Below are 22,483 nucleotides of genomic sequence, written 5' to 3'. Positions count from 1 at the left end.
ATGTTCTCGATACTTTAAATCGACCGCGACCTGAGCTTGCGACCGTTGACGAATCGCTCCAGTTCCTGGTTGACGCGTACACGCGCCTCTGTGTAACTGCTTCGTCTCACGCTGCGAACCTCCGGCTCCCACAATGGATTGAGGGGAACATGATAGCCACTGTCTTTCGCCTGCTGCAGCAGCGTCGCGAGCTCCTTGGGCGAGTGGATGACACACAACTCGTCGAAGCTGCCAATCCGGTATGGCAAAGCGAACGTCGCCGGATAGTTGGTGTCCGGCGCAGCCGCAGGATTGGCTGAGTCAGGGCCGTGATGGATAAGGGGCTCTCCCTCGTCGCCAACCAGCGCTTTGTTTAGACCGACGATCATGGAGTTGATGCGGCTCGATGAAATGCCGATATCATGGTCCGCGCCGTTGGCGATGTCCTGTTTGCGAAAATTGTCTTGCGGACCGAGATCGCGCAAGTGCGGGCCAACGACCATCAGGTCATAGTCGGCGGTCAACGGCTTCGCGTCAGCACGGGGTGCGAGAACCTCGAGGTTCTTGCCTTGGTGGGTGATCACATAGAACGGCTCGCCGCCACGTTCCGTACGTTTTGCATCGAACAAGTAAAACTCACCGCTCGGCCCCTTGGCAGTGAGCTTCCTGGTGCCTTGCAACGTTTCGAGCGAGACCCAGTCGAGAATCCTGTGTGCCAATAGCTCGTCCAAGCGCGCGCGCGAAACCGTAAGGGGGACAGCCACGGCATCGCGGTTTGTTATGCATTGCCGTGTTTGTTCAGTAAATTTCTTGGCTTCCTGCGGGTCGCTTTCAAGTTTGCTGAAGCGCTGGTCTAGGCAGATCATCCCGGCCTGAGGGCCCCACGACGCGCTCTTGCCCTTGATGTGCAAGTTCTTGGTCGGATGGCCATGCTCTATCAATGCTGTCGCCATCTTGTCGACCGGACGGATACCGACAATGCAGTTATTGTCCATCGCGAACTGCTGTAGCACCTTGAGGTGTCGGGTAACGATGCCGACTTCGTCTTTGATGCCGTCGACTAGCCGATCGAGATCCGACGCGTGCGAGACCGCGGTCCCCATGGAGGACGGTTGGGATGTATCCGTGGAGAGAACACCGGGAGACGAGAGCGGAGAGTTGACAATAGGCATTACTGACTCCAGTCAGTTTGTCGAACTTTGACGCGCTCGCCCATGAATTTGGCCGAGCAATCCTCGCGCGTGTCCTTATCGACACGCGCAACGTTCGTCCGGTGGTTTGCCCCGCGCAACCAGGTCAGGAAACGCTGATCGGCCATCACGCTTGCAGGCATTTTCTCGTCAAGGTGACGTCTGCGAAGAAATGCCCCTATCTCCACCATGCTCGTCATGCCATAACCCTCACTAAAGGTTGAAGGTTTGCTGCCCCATCGAACAGCATGCTTTGCACTCTCGTTAGTGAGAAATCGCTCGACGCTGGTTCGCCGAGAGAGCGTCATAAGAGCTTGCCTTGACCTATCCGCCGATGTGTGGGGGGGGGGCGGCAAGTCGACCGGAATGCGCATGTGAAAATTATTGGTAGTCCTATTCTTACCGGTTGGTACCGACGACCTCGATGATTCCAATGACGTACGACCGCGTTTGGATGCGTCAACCGCTCCTGACCCTCCACACGGATATGTCTCTTTCTTCCATCGATGCGGCATCGGAACCGCAGGTAAAGACGGCGTCGGAGGCAGTGCAGGCCGATTTTCCCAAAGGGCCGCCAGCCAGGGGCACTGCACTCGAAAGGGACGTCGACCGTCGCTTACCGCCACTCGGTGTACGTGCCTCGCACCGGGTCCTGTCGAACGTAGGGCTTTCTCTCCGTGGTCTCGCGCTTCTCGCTCACATTGCTCGCGGCTGCTGGCGCGGTGGTGTCGCGGGTCTCGTCGGCACCCTGCGATGATGGGGGGGGCACATCAGCCTGCCCAGGTTTGGCTGTGCCGCTTACGACGGGCTTGTTCATTGGCGGGACTTCGTGGGGTGCGCTTGAAGAGGACGCGTCCATGCGCGCACGCCAGCGTTCATTCGCCTGGTACCTAGCCTCCTGTTCCGCTGCGTCACGTTGCGCCAGTTCGAAGGCTTCATCGCGTGCGCGGGCGGCCTCACGGACCGGACTGGGCTTCTTCGCGTTTTCCACTGCCTGCTGTATTGGCACCTCCAAGGCGCTCGAGACGTGCGCGTGCATGAACGCCTCAAGCTCGGTCTCGGACACGCTGGAACCCGCCGTGCGCCGCGCAATGGCGTCCCTCATCTCCGGCGTTGCTATGAGGTCCAGGCGTGCCTTCGTCAACAGATGCTGTGTCTTGGAGTCCAAGAGCGTTGACGGGTCCTGGCCGGTTCCGTTCAGCCACTCGGCTTCGATACGCTGATAGGCTTCCCAGCTCTGGTCGCCTTCGATACGTTCCCTCATCTCGCTGGCGGCTTGTGCTTTCTCTCGGTCCAAGTCGGCTTGTCGGGTACGCTTGAGAAGGCCTGGTTTTAGCGTTGATTCCAGTTGCCGGGCGGCCGTCGACACATCGACGAATACCTCGTCTTTCTCAGGTTGGGGCGCGTACTGACTCGCATGTTTCACCGCTTCGCCGTACTTGCCAGCTCGCGTCGGTGAGTGCCCTGCTTGAAGGATTTCCTCTTTCTTTGGCCATAGCCCAGCCTTACTCAACTCCGACGTTAGAATCGAAGCGCCCGGATGCTGCTCCATCCATTTCTGCTTGCCTCTGTAGACGAGACGTCCGGGAAAATCCTCGTATTCAAGCTGCGCTGCTGGCTTCAGCAATGTTGTTCGGATGTGTTTCGCAGACGCCTCGTCGCCGCCCATCTGCTGATGCAGACTCTTCATCAATGTACCGACGGCGTGAGCCATTTGCTCATTGCCAGCTGCGGCCGTTGCGAGCACATTCAGATAAGCCGGGTTACGCTTGCTGGCGGTCAATGTTGCGAAAGCCTCGCGTGCCTCTTCCGGCGTGCAGCTGCATTCCTTGAGCAGAGTGCCCACGAGCCGAACGTGGCCAAGCACCGCCGACGCTTTGACATTTCCCGCGCCTGTGTCCCCCAAATCGGCGATTGCTCTCATCCGCACCACGAATTCAAGATTCAGAAGCGCCTTGAGTGCTGTTTGTCGGTCAGCAATTCCGGGCGCTGGATCGGCCGCCAGGTGCGCAGCCACTTGCCGGAGCCGTTCGAGCGCTTGATGTTGTCCTTCGATGCCCTTCGAGAACGGGGCATTCAGTATCGCTTCGAATTGCTGGCTGTTCCCCTCGGCCGCTTCCGTGGGGGCCTGGCCGAATTCGCTCGCAGCCTGATCTCTTGGCGTGAGTGCGCGTACTGTTTCTACCGCTGCTTGTTGCATCGGCGTAGCTTCGACTGCCGATGTACCGTTCCTTTCCTGCCCGGCCTCGGCCACGGCAGTTGGTGTTGCAGTCCGTGCATTCTGATGCGCTGACTCGCCTACCGCAACGCCGGAGTTGCGAGGCAATTTTTTCAATATATTCTGAAATCGAGTCTCATTATCGATGTCGACGAAACCTCGAGCGAGAGGGTCGGCATAGTATGCGTCATATGAGTTGCTTATATCTATTGGCCAAAATCGACTGGAATCCTTGTCGTACATAATATTTCCAGCATGCAAATCGCCATGCATGATCCCGTGATCGTTCAGGTCGGTGATCATCCTGAGAAAGAGTTCCTCGCTATTGGTAGGGAGTTCATCCTGGCTGCATGAGCTTAGTGGCTTTCCGGGAACTCTTAGCATTCGCATGAATATGTTGTTGTCCTTCGAAAAGACCTCTGAGCTACCTTCCCCGTAGTATTTGTTAAATAATGCCGATTCGGCATGAGCCAAGTCGATGCTCTTTCCAAAGCTTTTTACTACGAACCCTGGGAACTCCGTATCTTCGCGAACTGTTCCGCACAAACCGCTTCCTAAAATCTTTCCCCCTTCTTCGGTAGGGCGAAGAATTTCAAGCTTTAATCCAGCGCGCAGCCCTTTTTTGCGCGCACCTAGCCCCATGCCCTTCGTCTGGTCAGTTGCGGTTGTTGTTGAATTTTCTCGGCTCGACTGCCTTACAGTGGCCTCAGTAATTTTGGCATTGACGTTCGTGCTCTGACTCAATAATTCCAATTTTAGGGGATGGGTCGCCGCAGTTCCTTTGCCACCTTCGTCATTTCCTTCTGCCACGGTGGGGGGCGCTAGGGTTTCGTAATCGGTATCTCCTGGCGATCGCTGTGTTCCTCCGTTAATTTTTGAGGTCCATTCACGAGTTTTCGCAATTCCATTGGTGACGTTCATTTGCACTCCGAACGCCCCATGAATCAATTTGGTTTCGTCGCCCATCAAGTTGACGATATTGGACTTGTATTGAGCGAGCTTCGATGCATCTGTCACGCCGGCATCGGCCTTGCAAAAGCCCGACAAGTACATTTCGATATTGCTTGCATAGATGGCGGAGTAGCCTCCTGGCGAGAGCGATTTGAGCTTTCCAATATCGCAGTCGGCCAGATCGGTGTGGACGAAGTCGAAGCCGTCTGCGTCGACTCTCCGCTTCAATGCGGAGAAGTCTGCTTCTGTTTTAAGCCGGCCACAAATTGTCTCGATCTGAGCCCCAACCGCCGGATGTCGCTGTTTGACCTCAGCTATCCACCCACCATAGTCGTTATGAAATTTTGCAGAACTTAGAATTGCTTGAACACCAGCCAGATGGCTTAAATCGACATCCGTGACGACAACTCTCCCGGTTCCGGTGCCTAGCCCCGCAATGACCGCCATCGTATTCGCAACGGTCAATACAGTCCCTTTCTTGGTTGCGTCCACCAATACGGATGGCAACTCGTTAGCGACTTTGGAGCCAATTTGATCCGACGACTTGAGCGGCCGTGGTACTGCCCCCAAGACATCGAAAAGCCCGAATCGCTGTGTCCCAACTTGGGAGCTCGTGTGAGTCTCGTCAGATGAAGCATTAAGTCGACCTGCGTCGTTCAAGCGGTGGCTATTAGATATTGAAAACATCGATGCAATATTCCTATGACTATTATTCTTGGCATGAGTGTGGATTGATGGCCGGAAGGTTCGTCTCTCGGTGTCATCGGGCGGAGCTCCCGTGCATGACAGGCAATCCGGTGCTTGCCTATGGCGGCTCTTGAATCCGATGGAAGACGCATCTAGTGTTTCCTATCGTTTCGTTGTTCGAAGGCGCACCGGCTATATCTGTCGTGCCTCTTTTCAGCGAGATGAGCGGCCCTGGATTTGAGAGGATGCGGGTGGCCGGATGGTTCGGCACGATGCGCGCGTGCCACGAAGATTGGAGATTTGCTGTGATGGGCTGCCTAAACTCCTTGGGGGCAAGCACTCGTTGAGGGCTGGCTTACATCGACGTTTGAACGCCAGCGTCATGGGTTCAGTTGGACGCCCCGTGGCCGGACGTGAGCCCAGGAGCCGGAAACCGTCTGTTTTGACGATGAGTGGATGTCCCCGGCCGGTCTCCACGGACCTGACTTCATCCGTAAGGGTGGGTACCCCCCATGTGCCTGTCTGAGGCGATTGCTCTGGCGACGTGCGGTGCAAGACACATTAATTCGCAATTGGTTACACATGCGTTTCCTATGCTAAGGCGCTCAAGGCATCGATGATTGTCGGCGAGAACACGTCTTTGCCGAAATTGTGGATGTCATTGATCAAACCAAGGATAAGGAAAATGGATAAAAAATCGATTTTTAGACTCGTTGGATCTGTAGTGGGCGCATGTCTATTCTCGGGTGCTGCGTCGGCGACACTGCTTCCGCAGAGTACGGTGCCCCTTAATCTATCTACCTATGCCGGTGGATTGGGTACGTACTACACCAATGCGTACAATCCGTTTGCTGAGTCGGTGACTATTGATTCGGTGACCGTTGCCAATGCGGATTATAGTGGTTCGCTGCAAATTAACTACGGTAACTATTCAAGCATTTCATACTCAAAAGGGACGTCGACCGTTCAACTTGCCTCGCCAATCACGCTTGGTGCCTCTCAGGTAAATGGTGGGAAGATATCCGTCTACTCTTCGCCGATCCAATATTCTGGATTGGAATTTTTGGCGAATGGAAGTTTCAATACGAACTATCCATGCCCAGTATCGGGTGGGTGCCTGATAAATGCGAAGGCGACTGTGACCTGGAATAGGAATTTGCCCACGGAAATTAGCGCCGTTGGAGGTGCGAATTGTCTGAATGTCAGTGGCGGTTCGACCGCAGCTGGAACAGGCATCACTCAAGCGGCTTGCCAAGGTTCTACCAGCGAGACTTGGACGCTTACGCCCATCGGTGAGTACTATCATCTTGTTGCAAAAAATAGCGGCGAGTGTCTCAATGTTCCCGGCAATTCAACTCAAACCGGTGCGCAATTGATCCAATGGGGCTGCCAAGGCAGTTCCAGTATGAACGATCAATGGAGTGTTACTCAGCTCGCAGATGGTAACTATCAAATCGTCTCGCGCAGCAGTAGTCTTTGTGTAGAGATGCAAGCCGGTGGTGCCGTTGTGCAGAATGCGTGTCAGCTCTCTCCCTCGCAACAAAACGAGTTTAAGCTGCCACAGCTTCCGGCCGCCTGGGGGCCTGCATATACCTTGTAGGCCAGATTGCCTGGCCCGGTATGAGTCCGGGCCGCGGCTGGAATTCGAGGTGAAATAAGGAGATGGTATGGACGCCTCCCACCCGTAAACGGTGGGAGTGCCCAGCCGGGATCGATATACGTCCAGCACGCTGCAGACCGATGGCGCTTGCGTGGTTTCGTCCATTGTTTCCGAGCCTTCGCATGATGATCTATCGAAATTTCGTTTCGAAAGAAATGTATTCGCATGATCGACGATTGTCTATCGCGCAATTAGAGAAATTCGATTGGTTTTATCTATGTCGACGAGATTAAATTTAGTGGGGATCTTCACAAACCACCTCACACAAGGAATCTCATCGACATGTTACACACCGCGAATCGCTTTTTGCAGGGCATGGTCACCGCGGCCTGCCTCGCGCTGGCCGCATCTCCGTATGCTGCCGAACTGACGCGCGACAACGGCTCGCCCGTCGGCGACAACCAGAATTCGCAGACAGCCGGACCGAACGGACCGACGCTACTGCAGGACTCGCATCTCATCGAAAAACTCCAGCGCTTCGATCGCGAGCGCATTCCCGAACGCGTCGTACATGCGCGCGGCACCGGCGCGTTCGGCGAGTTCGTGCCGAGTGCCGACATCAGCGACCTGACGACGGCCAAGGTGTTCACGCCCGGCACGAAGACGCCTGTGTTCGTGCGCTTTTCCACCGTTATGGGCTATCGCGGTTCGCCCGAGCAGGCGCGGGATCCGCGCGGTTTCGCCGTGAAGTTCTATACGGAACAGGGTAACTGGGATCTCGTCGGCATCAATCTGCCGATCTTCTTCATCCGCGACGCGATCAAGTTCCCTGATTTTGTCCATGCAAACAAGCCGAGCGCGGTGACGGGCGTGCAGGACGCGAACCTCGCGTTCGATTTCTTCGCGCATGCGCCCGAGGCAACGAGCATGTTGACCCGGCTGTATACGAGCGAAGGCATGCCGGATTCGTACCGCCGCATGGACGGGTTCGGTGTGCACGCGTTCAAGTTCACCAATGCAGACGGTAAGTACACCTATGTGAAGTTCCACTGGAAGAGCCTGCAGGGCAAGCAAGGGCTCCGTCCGCAGGACATCCCCGGCTCGATCGGCGCAGACTGGAACCTGATGACGAACGACCTGTATGGCGCGCTGAAGGCGGGTGACGATCCGAAGTGGGACTTGTATATCCAGGTACTGAATCCGTCGGACCTCGACAACTTCGACTACAACCCGCTCGACGACACGAAGACATGGACTGGCATTCCTGAACGCAAGATCGGGACGCTGACGCTGAACCGCGTGCCGGACAACTACTTCGAGTCGAGCGAGGAATCGGCGTTCGCGCCATCGCGGATGGTGCCGGGCATCGAGCCGTCCGAAGATCGGATGCTGCAAGGCCGGATGTTCTCTTACGCCGACACGCAGATGTATCGCCTCGGCGCCAACTTCAACCAGTTGCCGATCAACCGTCCGCGCGTGCCTGTAATGAACAACAACCAGGACGGCGCGATGAACATCGGCGATCGTCAGGGCGAAGTGAACTATGAGCCGTCGACACTGAACGAGCTCGCGCAGAACCAGCGCGACAAGTCCGTCCAGACGCCGCTCGCCGGCACGACGCAGCAGGCGGCGATCCAAAAGACGCTGAACTTCCGGCAGGCAGGCGAGTACTACCGCACGCTGTCCGCGCAGGACCGGCAGGATCTCGTGACCGCACTGTCAGGCGACCTGAACCACGTGACGAACGACACCAACAAGTACACGATGCTCTCGTACTTCTATAAAGCCGACATAGACTACGGCACGCGCCTCGCGCGCGCGATGCATGCGGACCTTGCCCGCGTGAAGTCGCTCGCCGACAAGCTCGTCGAGAACTGATCGGCGCAACCCTGCGAAGGCTGCACCTATGGCCTTCGCGTTGAACCTGCCTGATTGCGCAGGACGGCTGCGCGCGGCATACATCGCTCATGAAGAACCGATTCCGAACCACTCTCGCCCGCGCACTCGCGATCGCGCGCGTCACCGTATTCGCGGTGTGCGCGCAGACTGCGCCGCTCACAGCGGTGTCGCATCCCGGCACATACGCTGACCCGGGCCGCTACGACGATGCGTGGTTCGATGCCGCGCGCCTCGGTCGCATCGACATCCTGCAGGCGCTCGTCGATGCGCATTACCCGATCGATACGACGACGCCCGAAGGCTATACCGCCGTCATCCTGGCGGCCTACCGCGACCAGCCCGCGACGCTCGACTATCTGTTGCGCATCGGCGCGAACCCGTGCATCGGCGATCGTCACGGCAACACTGCGCTGATGGGTGCCCTGTTCAAGGGCGAGACTGCGATCGCGAAGCGGCTGGCAGATACGCACTGCCAGATCGACCAGACCAATCATGCCGGAGAGACGGCACTATCTTTCGCGGCTTTGTTCGGTCGGCTCGACATGCTGTCGGTGCTCGTCGCGCACGGCGCTAATCCGGATCACGTCGATGCGCGCGGCCACACGGCGCTGCAGAACGCGATCCTGCAAGGCAACGGCGCGGCGGTCGAAGCGCTCGAGAAGGTCGGTGCCACGCCGAACGCCGATGTCAGCTTGCGGATGCGACCGTAACCGGGGCGACATTCGCAGGCTGATCAGGACATTCAGACATCGGTTGTGGCATGACACCGTCACAATCGACGCGCCTCCGATGTCCCCAAGGCCAATCCGCGGCTCGACAGGCGGCTGTCGCGGTGTCACAAAAATTGAAGGTTCGCAGTGACGGCTTGCCTAAACTCGTGGCAATCAGGGGCATGCGGGGCGGAGACGAAATCCGTCGCCGCATTGATTGCCTGTGCGAGCCGGTGGCAGATCTCCGTTGTGACGTTGCTCCCCCCGGAAGTACCGGCTACTCGCCTCGCACATGAGTCTGGGTTCCCGGAGCATAGGATCATGCGCCGTAACTAGACCGGTGACGCTCTCGCATCAAGAATGGGGGTGAAATGAACGCACCGGATATCGATAAAAGTGGACCCGCTACTGTCCACGATGCGGGGCTCGCGTGCCTGGTCGTGATCGCCCGCTTTCACGGGGTTGCGGCTGATGCAGCACAACTGCGTCATGCGGCGGCATCAGGCAGTGAAGCGCTGAGCGTCGATGCGCTGGTGCTGTCCGCGCGCGGCTTGGGTCTGAAGGCACGCGTCGTGCCGCTGCGAGCCGATCGCCTGAGCCACACGCCATTGCCGGCCCTGGTGCTCGACCGCGACGGACGTCACTTCATCGTTGCCCGCTTCGATGGAACGAGCGCGTTCGTGCTCGAGGCCGGCGAGCCGGCGCCTACGCTCGTGCCGATCGATACAGTGCTCGGCCGCGCGACCGGAAACATGATGCTGTTCACCTCCCGCGCGTCGCTCGCAGGCGAGTTCGCGCGTTTCGACTTCTCGTGGTTCATCCCGGCCGTGGTGAGGTACCGCCGCCTACTGCTCGAAGTGCTCGGCATCTCGCTTGTGCTGCAGCTCTTCGGTCTCGTCTCGCCGCTGATGTTCCAGGTCGTCATGGACAAGGTGCTCGTGAACCACACGAAAGGGACGCTCAATGTCGTGTGCATTGCCCTTTTCGTGAGTGCCACGTTCGAGGTGCTGCTGACGGGCCTGCGCAATTACATCTTTTCGCACACGACCAACCGTATCGACGTGGAGCTCGGGGCACGTCTTTTCCGGCACCTGGTCACCCTGCCACTGAACTATTTTTCCGCACGTCGCGTAGGCGATACCGTCGCGCGTGTACGTGAACTCGAGAGCATTCGAAATTTTCTCACCGGCCAGGCGCTGACGGCCGTCATCGATCTCTTCTTCTCGATCGTGTTTCTCGCGGTGATGTGTCTCTACAGCGTCTGGCTGACGCTGATCGTTGCGGTCTCGTTACCGGTTTACGCCGCCGTCTCTGCTGCGCTGGTGCCGGCGCTGCGTACGCGATTGAACGAGAAGTTCGCGCGCGGTGCAGACAACCAGGCGTTTCTCGTCGAAGCAGTGTCCGGCGTGGAAACCGTCAAAGCCATGTCGGTCGAGCCGCACTTCATCCGGAGATGGGAGACCCAGCTGGCCGCCTATGTCGCATCGGGTTTTCGCGTGACGCAGCTTGGCAATGTGGGGCAGCAGTTGATTCAGTACGTCGGCAAGCTCGTTTCTCTGGCGACGCTGTTTCTTGGGGCTCACCTCGTCATTGAAGGGAAGCTTACAGTCGGTGCGCTAGTCGCGTTCAACATGATGGCCCAGCGCGTAGCCGCGCCCGTGCTTCGACTTGCCCAGCTGTGGCAAGACTTCCAGCAGACCGGGATCTCGATGCAGCGCCTCGGCGACATTCTTAACACCCGTACCGAGCTACCGGCCAGCAAACAGGCGTTGCCTGCCATTCGCGGGGACATCCGATTCGAGAACATCCGCTTCAGATACCGGCCGGACGGCCCATGCGTTCTCGATGACGTCACGCTGGACATTCGAGCGGGCCAGGTGGTGGGCATCGTCGGACGTTCGGGTTCCGGCAAGAGCACGCTGACGAAACTGCTGCAACGACTGTACCTTCCCGAGCACGGCGGCGTGCGCATCGACGGCGTCGATCTCGCGCTCGCGGACCCGGCGTGGCTGCGCCGGCAGGTGGGCGTCGTGTTGCAGGAGAATCTGCTCTTCAACCGAAGCGTGCGCGAGAACATCGCGCTGACCGACCCCGGTGCGCCGCTCGACGCAGTCATGCGCGCGGCGAAGCTCGCTGGCGCTCACGAGTTCATCTGCGAGCTGCCTCAGGCCTACGACACGCGCATCGAGGAGCACGGGGGCAACTTGTCCGGCGGGCAGCGCCAGCGCATCGCGATCGCCCGGGCGCTGCTCACCAATCCGCGCATCCTGATCTTCGACGAGGCGACCAGTGCCCTCGACTTCGAGACCGAGCGCGTCATACAGAACAACATGCGCGCGATTTGCGCCGGGCGCACGGTACTCATCATTGCTCATCGGCTGACAGCGGTGAGGCACGCAGATCAGATCATCGCGATGGATCGGGGCAAGATCGTCGAGCGCGGCGTGCACGAGACGCTGCTTGCGCTGGGCGGGTATTACGCCCATCTGGTCGAACTGCAGAAGGGGTGAGCGCCATGTCGATGCGTCTTCATGCACTGGCCGGACTGTGGCGGCGGTATGCAGCCGTGTGGCGTGCGGCCTGGTCCATGCGGCGGCAGATGGAAGTTCCGGCCCGGCTCGACTACGAACTGGCATTTCAGCCTGCACAGCTCGAGTTGATCGAAACACCGGTTCACCCCGCGCCGCGCTGGACGGCGCGCCTGATCATGGCGCTTGCGGTGGTCGTGCTCATCATCGCCGTCTTCGCGAAGCTCGACATCGTGGCGATGGCGAAAGGCAAGCTCGTGCCCAACGCTCAGGTCAAGGTCATTCAGCCGGCCTTCACTGGTGTCGTGCGGACGATTTCGGTGAGTGACGGCGAGCGTGTGTCGGCCGGCCAGCTGCTGATGAAACTCGATACCGCTCAGGCTGTGGCGGACGAGAGCAAGGCCAGTTCATCGCGGTTCGATGCGGCATTCGCCATGGCGCGAGCCCGGGCACTGCTGGCTGCGCAGCGTACCGTTACGCAGCCCAGGGTCGAGCAGATTGACGGTGCGCCCGTCGACCGGCAGCAGGAAGCGCAGCGACTGGCCGAAGGCACGTGGCGCGAGTATGCGGACAAGCTCGGTTCCGCGAAGGACGAACTTGCGAAGCGCGAAGCGGCGCTTGACAGCACCCGCGCGGAGATTGGGAAGCTTCAGGCTACCGCTCCGCTCGCGCGCGCACAGGCGAACGACTACAAAGCGCTGGTGGCCGACGAATACGTCGCTCGGCACGATTACCTGCAAAAGGAGCAGACGGCACTCGAACAGGAGCACGAGCTCGCAGCGCAGCGCGGCCACGAGCGTGAACTCGAGGCGGGCGTTGCCCAACAGCGAGCAGACATTGAAGCTGCGGCCTCGCAGTTTCGCCGCGAACAGCTCGATGCGCTGGAGAAGGCCACCGAAGCGTTCGCCCAGAGCCGTAACGACGAAACCAAGGCCCATGTGCGCGCAGGATTGATGAGCCTCACGGCGCCGGTGGCCGGTACGGTTCAGCAACTGTCCGTGCACACGCCAGGCGGCGTGGTCACGACCGCGCAGACGGTGATGGAGATCGTGCCGGACGAAGCGCTGGAGGTCGAGGCAACGGTCGAGAACCGCGACATCGGGTTCGTCAAGGTGGGGCAGCGCGCGGCGGTCAAAGTCGAGGCATTCCCGTATACCCGGTACGGCATGCTGGAGGGGCAGGTCGTATCCGTTTCGAACGATGCCGCTCAGGACCGGAGGCTGGGGCTCGTGTTCACCGCACGAATCCGCCTGAACAGCAACCGGATGTGGATCGACCGTCGGTGGATCTCGCTCACATCGGGCATGGCGGTCACAGCGGAAATCCGGACCGGCCAGCAAAGCGTTGCGCAATATCTGCTCGGCCCCCTTGTCGAGGGCGCGCAGGAGAGCATGCATGAACGCTAGAGGTGTGGCAGGGATGGCCTTGACCGCGGCGCTACTGATGTCGGGCCGCGCCCAGGCGTTCGACCCGCTGTTCGCGATGCGCACTGTGCCGCCGAATCCGGGTGGTGACGTTATCCCGGCTGGCCAGCCATGCACATTCGCGGCCCCAGGCGAGCCGCTAACGCTGGTGGAGGCCGTCGAACGGGGACTGTGCAACAACCCCCGGACCCGCGAGGCTTGGGCGGGCGTCAAAGCGCAGGCAGCGGCTGTCGGCGTGGCACGAGCGGCGTATCTCCCGAGCATTACCGGCAACTGGCAGGAGGTTCGCGACGTCTCGTCGACGAGAGTGAACGGCCATCCCGAGCTCGATTCGGACACTGCGGCCAACGTCCGTACCGAGAGCGTCACGCTGAACTGGCTGCTGTTCGATTTCGGGGGCCGCGCGGCGGCGCTGCGCAATGCCGATAGCCTGCTTGCTGCTGCACGCGCAACGCAGGATGCAGCCGTGCAGGACACGTTCGCGACTGTCGCGAAGGATTATGCGGCGGTCCAGGCGGCCAGCGGTGAACTCGATGCGGCCGAGGAGATCGAGCGCATCGCCGGCGACAGCGTGGTCGCGGCGCAGGCACGCGTGGACCGGGGCGTCGCGCCCGTGACAGATGCGTTACAGGCGCAGACGAAGCGCGATGAAGCGACATTCAACCGGATCCGCGCCGAGGGTAACGCGAAAACCACGCTGGGCGCGCTCGCCTCGGACATGGGACTGGACCCGGATGTGCCGCTGGTGGTCCCACCGGTCACGGCTACACCGCTGCCGGGAGGGGACTGGAGCGAGTCGGTCGTTCAACTGATCGACGATGTCAAACGGACGCACCCGGCGGTGCTCGCCGCCGAGGCGCGCTACGAGGCGGCGCTGGCAAAGGTAGCTCAGACGCGCTCTGCGGGGTTGCCTAGCGTGAATCTCGTCGCGAAATACAGCCGCAACAACCAGCCTGCGAGCTTGGGGCTCGGCATTCCGACGTATCCGGCCACAGGCCGTGATGCGTACATCGGCGTGCAGATCAGCATTCCTTTCTTCGAGGGCGGCGGGAGACACTACGAGGTTCGCCAAGCCGAGGCGGAAGCGGAACGACAACAGGCAGCCGTGGATGATGCTCGGCAACAAGCGGCACTGGATATGTGGACGGCCTGGCAGTCGCTGCGCACCGCGACACAGAATGCGGCCCACACGGAAGCGGCGGTCGCGATCGCGCGACGGGCATTCGATGCGGCAGAACATCGTTACCGCGCCGGTGTAGGCAACATCCTGGAGCTGCTGAGCACGCAGACAGCACTGGCGACGGCACAGCAACACCGCATTCAGGCATTGGCGGACTGGCATACGGCGAAACTGGCGCTTGCATCGAAGCTTGGGCGTCTGAACATGCAAAGCATTGCCGACCGATGAGGGGATGCTGCGAGATGAGCGTTCGGATCAACGTTTCACGCGATGGCTGCCTGTTGCGTAGCGCTCATGTTGACAATTCGCGATGGTTCCGGACATGAGCGTCAGTACGCTTGATGAGAGCATTTCCAAAAATGCTCCGCGGAGACGGTGCGCGAAGTGTCACTAGTGTCGATCCATATCACGTGATAAGGAGTGCTAAATGTCAAATATCACTGGCAACAACAGAACCGTTACCAGCAACATCGACGGTGACTACTCGCGTGCCCACGGAAGGTCGCGCGACAGGCTGACCAACAATGGCAGCGGCGACTACACGAATTTCCTCGGAGATTCGGGGAACACGATTGTCAACAACGGTAGTTACGCTTATACCGAGCTGGATGCCAGCTCTGGCGACAGCGTGACGGACAACGGTGACAGCGACGTCACGATCCTCTATCAGAACACCGGCAGCACCGTTACGAGCGCGGGTAACGGCGACACGGCGTATCTGTATGGCGGGAACGGTAACCAGGCCAAGGTATACGGCAATGACGACATCGTTGAAGATGCGGGTAATAACGACGTCGTGACGTTGTTCCAGGGTCAGCACAACCGCGTGGACGTGCTTGGTGCTGGCTCCACCGTTGTCGATAAAGGAACGTACGACACCGTCAACCTGATGGGGAATCGTGAGAATGCCTTCATCTACGGAAGCGGCGGCACGCTTACCTTGGAGGGGCAGTACGATAATGCGACGGTCTATGGCAACAACGTCACCATAACGGTAGACAGCCCCAATGACCACGTCACTCTGAAGGGGCTGCACGACACGGTTATCTATAACTATCCGAATCCGGGTCCGCAGCCCAATCCGGGTCCGCAACCGAATCCGAGCCCGCAGCCGAATCCGAATCCGAATCCGAATCCGAATCCGAATCCGAATCCTGCGCAAACGTATCATTACTCGGACATTCTCTCGTACCTGCAGGGTGTCGCAAGTGCGACTGGAAGCCAGGGCCTGACGCAGCAACAGCTCTCCAGTCTGCAGAGCTACGAAGGGCAAGTGGCCACGGCTGATGGTGCCGCGTCGTATTTGGAATATGTGACGAAGGACATCGTGAGCCAATTGGCGGCCGGCAGCAGCCAGAGCCAGGTTAACCAGCTGATCGGACAAGATCTGCTCGGTACGAACAACCCTTCGATCAGCGGGTTGGGTGGTAGCTACACGACCGACAATCTGCCGTTATTTGGTACGACGGGTACGCCACAGGTCACGGATATCAACCAGGGCGGGATCGGCGACTGCTACTACATGGCGGGCTTGGCCGACATTGCGCAGGATGAGCCGAACGTGATCGAGCATCAGTTTACCGACAATGGGAACGGCACGTATGGCGTGGAGTTCTACGACGCGTCGGGGAATCCTGTCTACATCACGGTGGACAGCCAGGTTGCCACCAACGAGTCCCATAATTTGGAGGACAAGTGGGTCCAGCTCGACGAGAAGGCATTTGTCGAGTTCCAGGCGAAGGAGAACGAGTTTTCCAATCAGTTCACCGCAATTAACGGTGGATCGGACGAAGCCATCCGGTACGTTGCAGACAAGACGGCAAGCTATTTCAGTGCCGCCTACAGCTCGCAGGCAAACTGGGATGGTTCGGTCGAGCAGACGGTAGAAAACGCGCTGGCTAACCATGAGGAGGTCTTGTACGCCAGTTTCCAGAACACGAAGGACGCAAGCGGCAAAACTGAGCTTGTTGCAGACCACATGTATTCGGTGCTTGGCGTCGACTCGGCAACGGGGGAACTCCAATTCCGCAACCCGTGGGGAGGCGATGACTCGAAGACCGCGAGCGCCGCAACGTATTACGACACTCGCTTCGAAGTTTCGATGGACTCGTTGTGGAGCGCCAACGATTCGGGTGGGTTCTATGTGGCCAAGAGCGTTCAGGGAACCGGCGGCGCAACAGCGGCGGGCGCAGGACTGGCCAGCACCCAGGTCAACCAGCTGATTGCCGGCATGGCATCGTTTGCCGGTGATTCGAACCCGGGGGCCGGGCATGTGCAGCCGTCGATGATCAACACGGCTGAACTGCATCTGGGTTGATCGTCATGACGGACGGTCGCGATCCGCTGAGTCGGCGGATTTTCCGTCCGTCGAGTACCTTCGCCGACAGGCTGGGCGCGAGCACGGACAACGGGACGGAGCGCCTCGGACAATGCTCGATTGCAGAGTGTGGTTCGAACACACGGGCCAAGACGCCAGGTGCCGGGCAAGCGGTACGTACGGCGTAACGAGGACCGAAGCGACCGAGTCGCTTTCCCGTTGGAAGTTTGATAATTATTTGGAGTCCTGTGCTCGGGAACGGATACCGTTGGGGGTGATGGCGGATGCCTCTCCGCGTTTGCCATCGTCTTGTTGTTCCATTGTTTGGAGGCACGCGTGCCATGCCGCGCGTGCCTCTTTTTTTTGGGGTAAAGGAAGCAATCTGACTGCCCGAAATTATTTGACCACGGCAAGGTTCATACCCCTACGTAGTCAAAGCTGACAAACATTCGAGGGCCGGTATGCCGAATATGATTGGTGATGGATTTTCCAAAGCGTTTCTGTCGACCGATATGGATTCGCAACACGGAGCGCAAGCCGCGTCGAAGGCTGAGCCACCCACGGCATTGGCCTCGGTCTGGTATTCGCCCGAACGACACGGGAGCGTCGTTGCTTTCGAGCGAAGCGCCGACCACCACACGTTCATAGTGGAGGTCGGCGTGGCGCTTGCGGGACTGATCAAATTCGCACGCTATCGCTGCGATAATCACGTCGCGATTGCCCACAATTTGCAGGAGTTCAGAAATCGAGTTGTCAATTGCGCTGACAGTTTCTACTCGACCACGAGAGAGGTGCTTTATGGAGTGGGAAAGCAATTGCTCGACCAATTATGCCGCTTGATCGCCGAAGTCGGCGACGATGTCAAAGGCAATGATCCTCGAATGTGTGCGTGTCGAGCCGCAGTTGAGGAGTTGGCGAGAGGGCTCGACAAGTGCGCGCCCGCCGCGGTAAGCCATTTGGCGAGTGCCGTAAGATGCCTCATGCTCGCGAGCGATGGAGTCCGGGCGGCTTCCTGGCAGGGCAAGGAACAGCTTGCCAAAGCGCTCATCTTGGAGAGCGTCCGTGCTAATCACGCTCGCGAATCTGGCTACCTGGCCTATGAGATCCACTATTACAACGCGTACGCGAACCGTATAGCGGAACGAATCGGACTGCCTGCCGTCGATGATATCTTCACGCGCAGCTTGAGGATCTCCGAGACACAATTCGACCGGTGCGAGGAGCTGGTCAAGAGCAAGCTTACACCGGGGCATCTAGCACTGATGCTGGGAGATGAATGCCTGGCTGATGCGTCCGAGCGGTTGAGCCGCGCATTGGAGATGCCGGTTCATCAATTGAGAGCTGGCTTTAGCTACGACGACAAGGCTGTTGACGCGGTCAAGCTGGTCATGGACGAGCTTGACCGAAAATACGGCAAAGGGACTTGCAAGGATGGCAGTATCCTCGAGTTCGATGTGGAGGATCCGGCGTTATGTCGCTTGCACCGAGATCCGTCGTTGCTGGCGCTGAACATCTTGGATGCACAGCGTACAGATGGCCTGCTTGATCCGCAGTATCAGCGGAAACTGGTGGAGAAATGGACTGTCGCCGGCCATTCGCCAAACTCGAAGTACACGGTAGGCGTCTGGCATCACGAGCGGGAACTCGTTTGGGCGACGCTGAACGACGAGGCAGAGCCGCTACGTGTTTCTCATCTCGAGAAGCTCAAAGGGCTCAAAGCGAGCCTGAGTCCGGAGGCGAGAGAATTGAGTGCCGCGATCGTCAGGCGAGTCATCGATAATGAGGACTCCAAGAAATTGCAGAACCTGTCGATCGAATGGCTCGATGAGCACCATGTCGATCGCTTGATCGATAAACTTGACGGTGCGCAGTTCCTGACCTTTCTAGCGGCAAAGAGTAGTGACGGCTATCCGAGGCTCTACGAAGCGATGAGGCACGACCATGTCGATGTCGTCAGGGTATTCGCGAAGGCGGCGGCACGAGGGCTCACAAGGGGCGTGATCGACGACAAGCAGTTCGTCGATCTGATGGCGGCGATGAGTGAGGACGGAACGCCGGCCCTACACGCGGCACTGGTCAATGGCCATGACGGCACAGTCGACGCGTTTATCAACGAAGTATCCGCGGCACTTGAGCAACGTGCCATCGGTAGCGATCAGTTCGTCACCCTTCTATCGGCGAAGAGTAGTGAGGGCTATCCGGGGCTCTATGAGGCGATGAAGCGCAATCATGTCAAGGCTGTCAAGGAATTCGTAATTGTGGTGGCACAAGGGTTCAGAAGGGGCGTGATCGACGCCAAGGAGTGCGTCGATCTGATGGCCGCGATGAGCGGGGACGGAACGCCGGCCCTGCACGCAGCGCTGGCCAATGGCCATCTCGGCACGGTCAATGCGTTTATCGAACGGCTAGTCCAGATGAGTTTCTATTCACCTCGCATCACTGGCGATCAGTTCGTCACCCTTCTATCGGCAAGGAGTAGCGAGGGTAATCCGGGGCTCTACGAAGCGATGGCGCACAACCATGCCGACGTCGTCAAGAAGTTTGCGCTTTCGGTGAGGGGCGCGCGCGAGATGGATGTCATCTCCGCCGGCCAGTTCGTCGATCTGATGGCGGCGATGAGCAAGGACGGAAAGCCGGCCCTACACGCGGCGCTTGCCAATGGCCATGACCGCACGGTCGATGAGTTTGTCATCACCGTATTGAATGCGCATAAGGAAGGCCTCATCAGTAGCGACGAGCGCCTAACCCTTCTAGCGGCAAAGAGTAATGAGGGCTATCCGGGGCTCCATGAAGCGATGAGGCATAACCATGTCGATGTTGTCGGGGTATTCGCGAAGGCGGCGGCATACGAGCTCATATTCGGTACGATCGACGCCAAACAGTTCGTCGATCTGATGGCAGCGATGAGTGAGGACGGAACGCCGGCCCTACACGCGGCGCTGACCAATGGCCATGCCGACGCGGTCAAGGCGTTTATCGACGAGGTATGGCGGGCGCTCATGTACCGTGTCATCAGTAGCGATCAGTTCGTAACCCTTCTAGCAGCGAAGAATCGTGAGGGCTGTCCGGGGCTCTATGAAGCGATGAGGCACAACCATGTCGATGCCGTCAGTGTATTCGAGAAGGCGGCGGAAGAAGGGCTCAGAAGGGGCGTGATCGACGCCAAGCAGTTCGCCGAACTGACGGCGGCCACGCCCACGAACGGACGGCTGGGCTTGCGCGAGGCGTTGTCGGAAGGTCATGCAGGCGTTCGTCGCGGCGTTCTTGAAGGAGGGAACAGCGGCGTGTGAGGCGAGCGGAATCAGTGTCGATCAACTCATTCGCCCGATGGCAGCAAAGACGTGAGATCGAGGCGTGGCACCGGGACGACAATGAGACCCGGCGCCACATGGCACTTAACGATTTGACGCCGGCCGAATTAGCCCGGCAATACAGTCTTCGGCCGGTGGACGAAGACATCAAAAGCGTCGACAACTAACACTCGACACTGTCCAGGAAACCCAAGCGGCTCAGTTGCCAAAGAAAGCCCCAAGGCGATGTCCAATTTCCTGGGTTCAGTTCATCGTAAGAAGGGCTATTTAGTGGGATTAGGTTGCGAATTGCTTCGGATCGTTGTTGCCGTTGTCTCCCTGCGTCGTCTCAGGTTAAGAAGATGCCGTCCCAGGCGCTCCGCGCGGATCGTTTCCTCCAATTGGGGGCGAATGTCGTTCAAAGGCATCGGAACCACTTTACGACTTGCAAGGAAGCAAACGAGCAGCGTGCCCTGCGGCGTTTCAAGGGGGGCACTGATCTGATTCGGCTGAAGCCGCGCCAATGCGTCGCGGACGCTTTCCGACAGCAGTCCCTCGCATGCCCAGCCGACGTATCCGCCTCGAGCAGCCATGGAATCGGTGGAGTGCTTCCTTGCAACCTCTTTGAAATCACGACATGCCGCATACTCCTTGATCGCAGCTTCCGCATCGGATTTCCTGGCTACCGTCATAAGGCAGAATTCGTATTCCACGGTGCCCAATTCTTTCTGATATTGCTCGTACTGAAGCTTGATGGCTTTCTCATCAATAGTCTGATGGCTCATGAAATCATCGATGTAGACCATCATCATGGCATTGGCGAACGCCTCATCCAGTGCGCGCTGCGTGGCCTGGGTGACTTTCATGCCGCCCTGTGCCATGTCCCAAAGGATGTCATCGCGGCGCAGGTAGGTATCGGTGATGTTTTTGCGCAGTTCGTTGTCGACGGGAAGGCCGGCTTTGATTTCCTGTTGGATGGCCATTTCGGCATCGGAGCTTAGTGTCGGGCGGCGTTGCTGGGAGGAAATTTGAGAGCGGGGAGAGTTCATGATTTGCGAGCCATTAGTGATTCAAGAGGTCAAGTCGCGCTGCGGGCATGTCCGAGACGGGAAGTTGGGGACTCGATGGCGCTATAGCCGCGTTTCCCTTATGGATGCCGCGTCGTGATCCGCAGTATCCGCAGCACCTTGTGCGTCGGCCTGCGATCCGCGCCGTTGCCATGGTTGAAGCTCAATCTCGTTTTCTGTATGAAACTCAGTGACGGAAGCGCCGTGAGCGGGAGCAGCGGGCGCTTGGGCGTTTTCAGGCAGGCTTGCTTCGACATCCCGTTCTGCCGGGCGAGGGCTTTGCAGATGCGCGCCAATGAACGGCACATAGCCAATTCCGAGCGTGGCGCCCACTACGGCATTGCCCGCATGAGAGCTTAGGCCGCCAGCGTTGGCACTATAGGCATTGGCGAACGCCGAACCGAACAAAGTGTCGCGTCCGGCGTGGGAGTTCAACAATCGGTCTCCTGCAGCCTGCCTGCTATGCTCAAAGCCCGGGTTTTCGGCGGAGGCATGGAGCGGCCGCCAAGTCAGGCCGACTTCGAGCTGTGTGCCCTCAATGGAGGCTTGCGCTCCGCGCAGGGTGATCTCATCCGCTGTTTCGCCGGCCCAATTAACTGCAGCACGACCAATCATATTTGCGAGAGGTTGGGCTATCGATTCAGGCAGATGTTGGCCAAGCCCACCAGCAATCAGATCCGACAGACCATCCATTGCTTCGCCGACGATAAATTGATTGACGGCATACGTGGGAGCAGCAACCAGGGTTGCTTTCATGGTGCTGTCGCCTGCGCCGGTGGTATTGTCTCCCAGGTTAAATTGGTGCTGAAAGGCGTCGCGCAGTGGCGTATAGACGAAATTGGCTGCCGCCAGCGCCGGTCCCGCGGTAGCGAGCCCGCCGAGTGCGATCAGGGCAGCGCCGGTGCTACCTAGCATCACAATATGGGTAACACGAGAAGCCAGGGTGAGCCGATTCATCGTCCCGTCTCGGCAATCGCGCGCTATGCCTCCAATGTGCAAGCCAATAGGCACTGCCAAGGCTAATCCGCCGAGCGCGTTGGATAGAGCGGGGGATGCAGCGCATACCGACTGAAGACCAAAGCGGCGAACCGCTTCCCGTGCAGCTGTCGGAGCGAAGACGGAAACCAGATTACGTGCCCCGATCGCCAGGAAATTTCTTCCGTGTCGCGCGGCCCACGCGCCGGTACTTTCAGGGCCAGCCTGGGCCACAGTCGCACCTGCGTCAACATGTGCACCGGATGGCGTGGCTGAAGGCTGGGCGGTGCCATCGATATCGGGCATATCGATGGCAACGTGCCCGCTTGCTTCGGGACTAGCAGGGATCATGGCGGGACTCCTTGTCTGTGCTTGTGAAAGATAGGGATCTAGCAACGGCTGGGTGCTGGCATGGTCTTCGATCCGCATGAGCGGCTATCTCCTTGATGAGCAAAATCGTTGGCCAAA

At 58.9% G+C, this 22,483-nt stretch carries 13 protein-coding genes; 8 read left to right on the top strand and 5 right to left on the bottom strand.

Annotated elements, in window-relative coordinates; translation table 11 throughout:
- Nucleotides 1-14: 14 nt before the first annotated feature.
- From D7S89_RS16315 to D7S89_RS27485, 3 genes are all read right to left on the bottom strand, one after another.
- Nucleotides 15-1,151, bottom strand: a complete 1,137-nt coding sequence (locus D7S89_RS16315) for a CyaA/EF/ExoY family adenylyl cyclase toxin (RefSeq protein ID WP_245982973.1) — start codon at nt 1,149-1,151, stop codon at nt 15-17.
- Nucleotides 1,151-1,369, bottom strand: coding sequence for a hypothetical protein (locus D7S89_RS16310; RefSeq protein WP_121278801.1), 219 nt, complete (start codon nt 1,367-1,369; stop codon nt 1,151-1,153). Before D7S89_RS16310 ends, D7S89_RS16315 begins: the two co-directional genes overlap by 1 nt.
- A gap of 416 nt (nt 1,370-1,785) precedes the next feature.
- Complete coding sequence (locus D7S89_RS27485) at nt 1,786-4,830, bottom strand: OspG family effector kinase (RefSeq protein ID WP_425470826.1); 3,045 nt, start codon at nt 4,828-4,830, stop codon at nt 1,786-1,788.
- An 880-nt stretch (nt 4,831-5,710) separates the two neighbouring features.
- Between D7S89_RS27485 and D7S89_RS16300 the strand changes: the two genes are divergently transcribed.
- The 8 genes from D7S89_RS16300 to D7S89_RS16265 all read left to right on the top strand — a co-directional run bounded on the left by D7S89_RS16300 (nt 5,711) and on the right by D7S89_RS16265 (nt 19,973).
- Nucleotides 5,711-6,625 (top strand): RICIN domain-containing protein, encoded by a 915-nt coding sequence (locus D7S89_RS16300; protein WP_183085230.1) that lies wholly within the window; start codon nt 5,711-5,713, stop codon nt 6,623-6,625.
- A gap of 375 nt (nt 6,626-7,000) precedes the next feature.
- Nucleotides 7,001-8,503, top strand: coding sequence for a catalase (locus tag D7S89_RS16295; protein ID WP_183085243.1), 1,503 nt, complete (start codon nt 7,001-7,003; stop codon nt 8,501-8,503).
- 89 nt (nt 8,504-8,592) lie between these two features.
- Entirely contained in the window at nt 8,593-9,234 is a 642-nt protein-coding gene (locus D7S89_RS16290) for an ankyrin repeat domain-containing protein (protein WP_121278795.1), read from the top strand.
- Between the two features lie 371 nt (nt 9,235-9,605).
- Complete coding sequence (locus tag D7S89_RS16285) at nt 9,606-11,744, top strand: type I secretion system permease/ATPase (protein WP_121278793.1); 2,139 nt, start codon at nt 9,606-9,608, stop codon at nt 11,742-11,744.
- Nucleotides 11,745-11,749: 5 nt separating this feature from the next.
- Nucleotides 11,750-13,168 (top strand): HlyD family type I secretion periplasmic adaptor subunit, encoded by a 1,419-nt coding sequence (locus D7S89_RS16280; protein ID WP_121278791.1) that lies wholly within the window; start codon nt 11,750-11,752, stop codon nt 13,166-13,168.
- A complete protein-coding gene (locus tag D7S89_RS16275) occupies nt 13,158-14,594 on the top strand; it encodes a TolC family protein (protein ID WP_121278789.1) in 1,437 nt (478 codons plus the stop codon). The genes D7S89_RS16280 and D7S89_RS16275 overlap by 11 nt, the downstream gene beginning before the upstream one ends.
- A 199-nt stretch (nt 14,595-14,793) precedes the next feature.
- On the top strand, nt 14,794-16,683 hold the full coding sequence (locus D7S89_RS28175; protein WP_121278787.1) for a C2 family cysteine protease: 1,890 nt from the start codon (nt 14,794-14,796) through the stop codon (nt 16,681-16,683).
- A gap of 461 nt (nt 16,684-17,144) precedes the next feature.
- A complete protein-coding gene (locus tag D7S89_RS16265; RefSeq protein WP_147426685.1) occupies nt 17,145-19,973 on the top strand; it encodes an ankyrin repeat domain-containing protein in 2,829 nt (942 codons plus the stop codon).
- Nucleotides 19,974-20,257: 284 nt separating this feature from the next.
- Here D7S89_RS16265 and D7S89_RS16255 read toward each other — a convergent pair whose 3' ends face one another.
- Nucleotides 20,258-21,022 (bottom strand): peptidylprolyl isomerase, encoded by a 765-nt coding sequence (locus D7S89_RS16255; RefSeq protein ID WP_121278781.1) that lies wholly within the window; start codon nt 21,020-21,022, stop codon nt 20,258-20,260.
- An 81-nt stretch (nt 21,023-21,103) separates the two neighbouring features.
- The gene (locus D7S89_RS27200) at nt 21,104-22,444 is read right to left on the bottom strand and encodes a hypothetical protein (RefSeq protein WP_147426684.1); all 1,341 of its coding nucleotides are present in this window, start codon (nt 22,442-22,444) and stop codon (nt 21,104-21,106) included.
- Nucleotides 22,445-22,483 lie beyond the last annotated feature (39 nt).

Source organism: Trinickia fusca, assembly GCF_003628145.1.
GTDB lineage: Bacteria > Pseudomonadota > Gammaproteobacteria > Burkholderiales > Burkholderiaceae > Trinickia > Trinickia fusca.
This window is presented reverse-complemented; position numbering and strand designations above follow the sequence as displayed.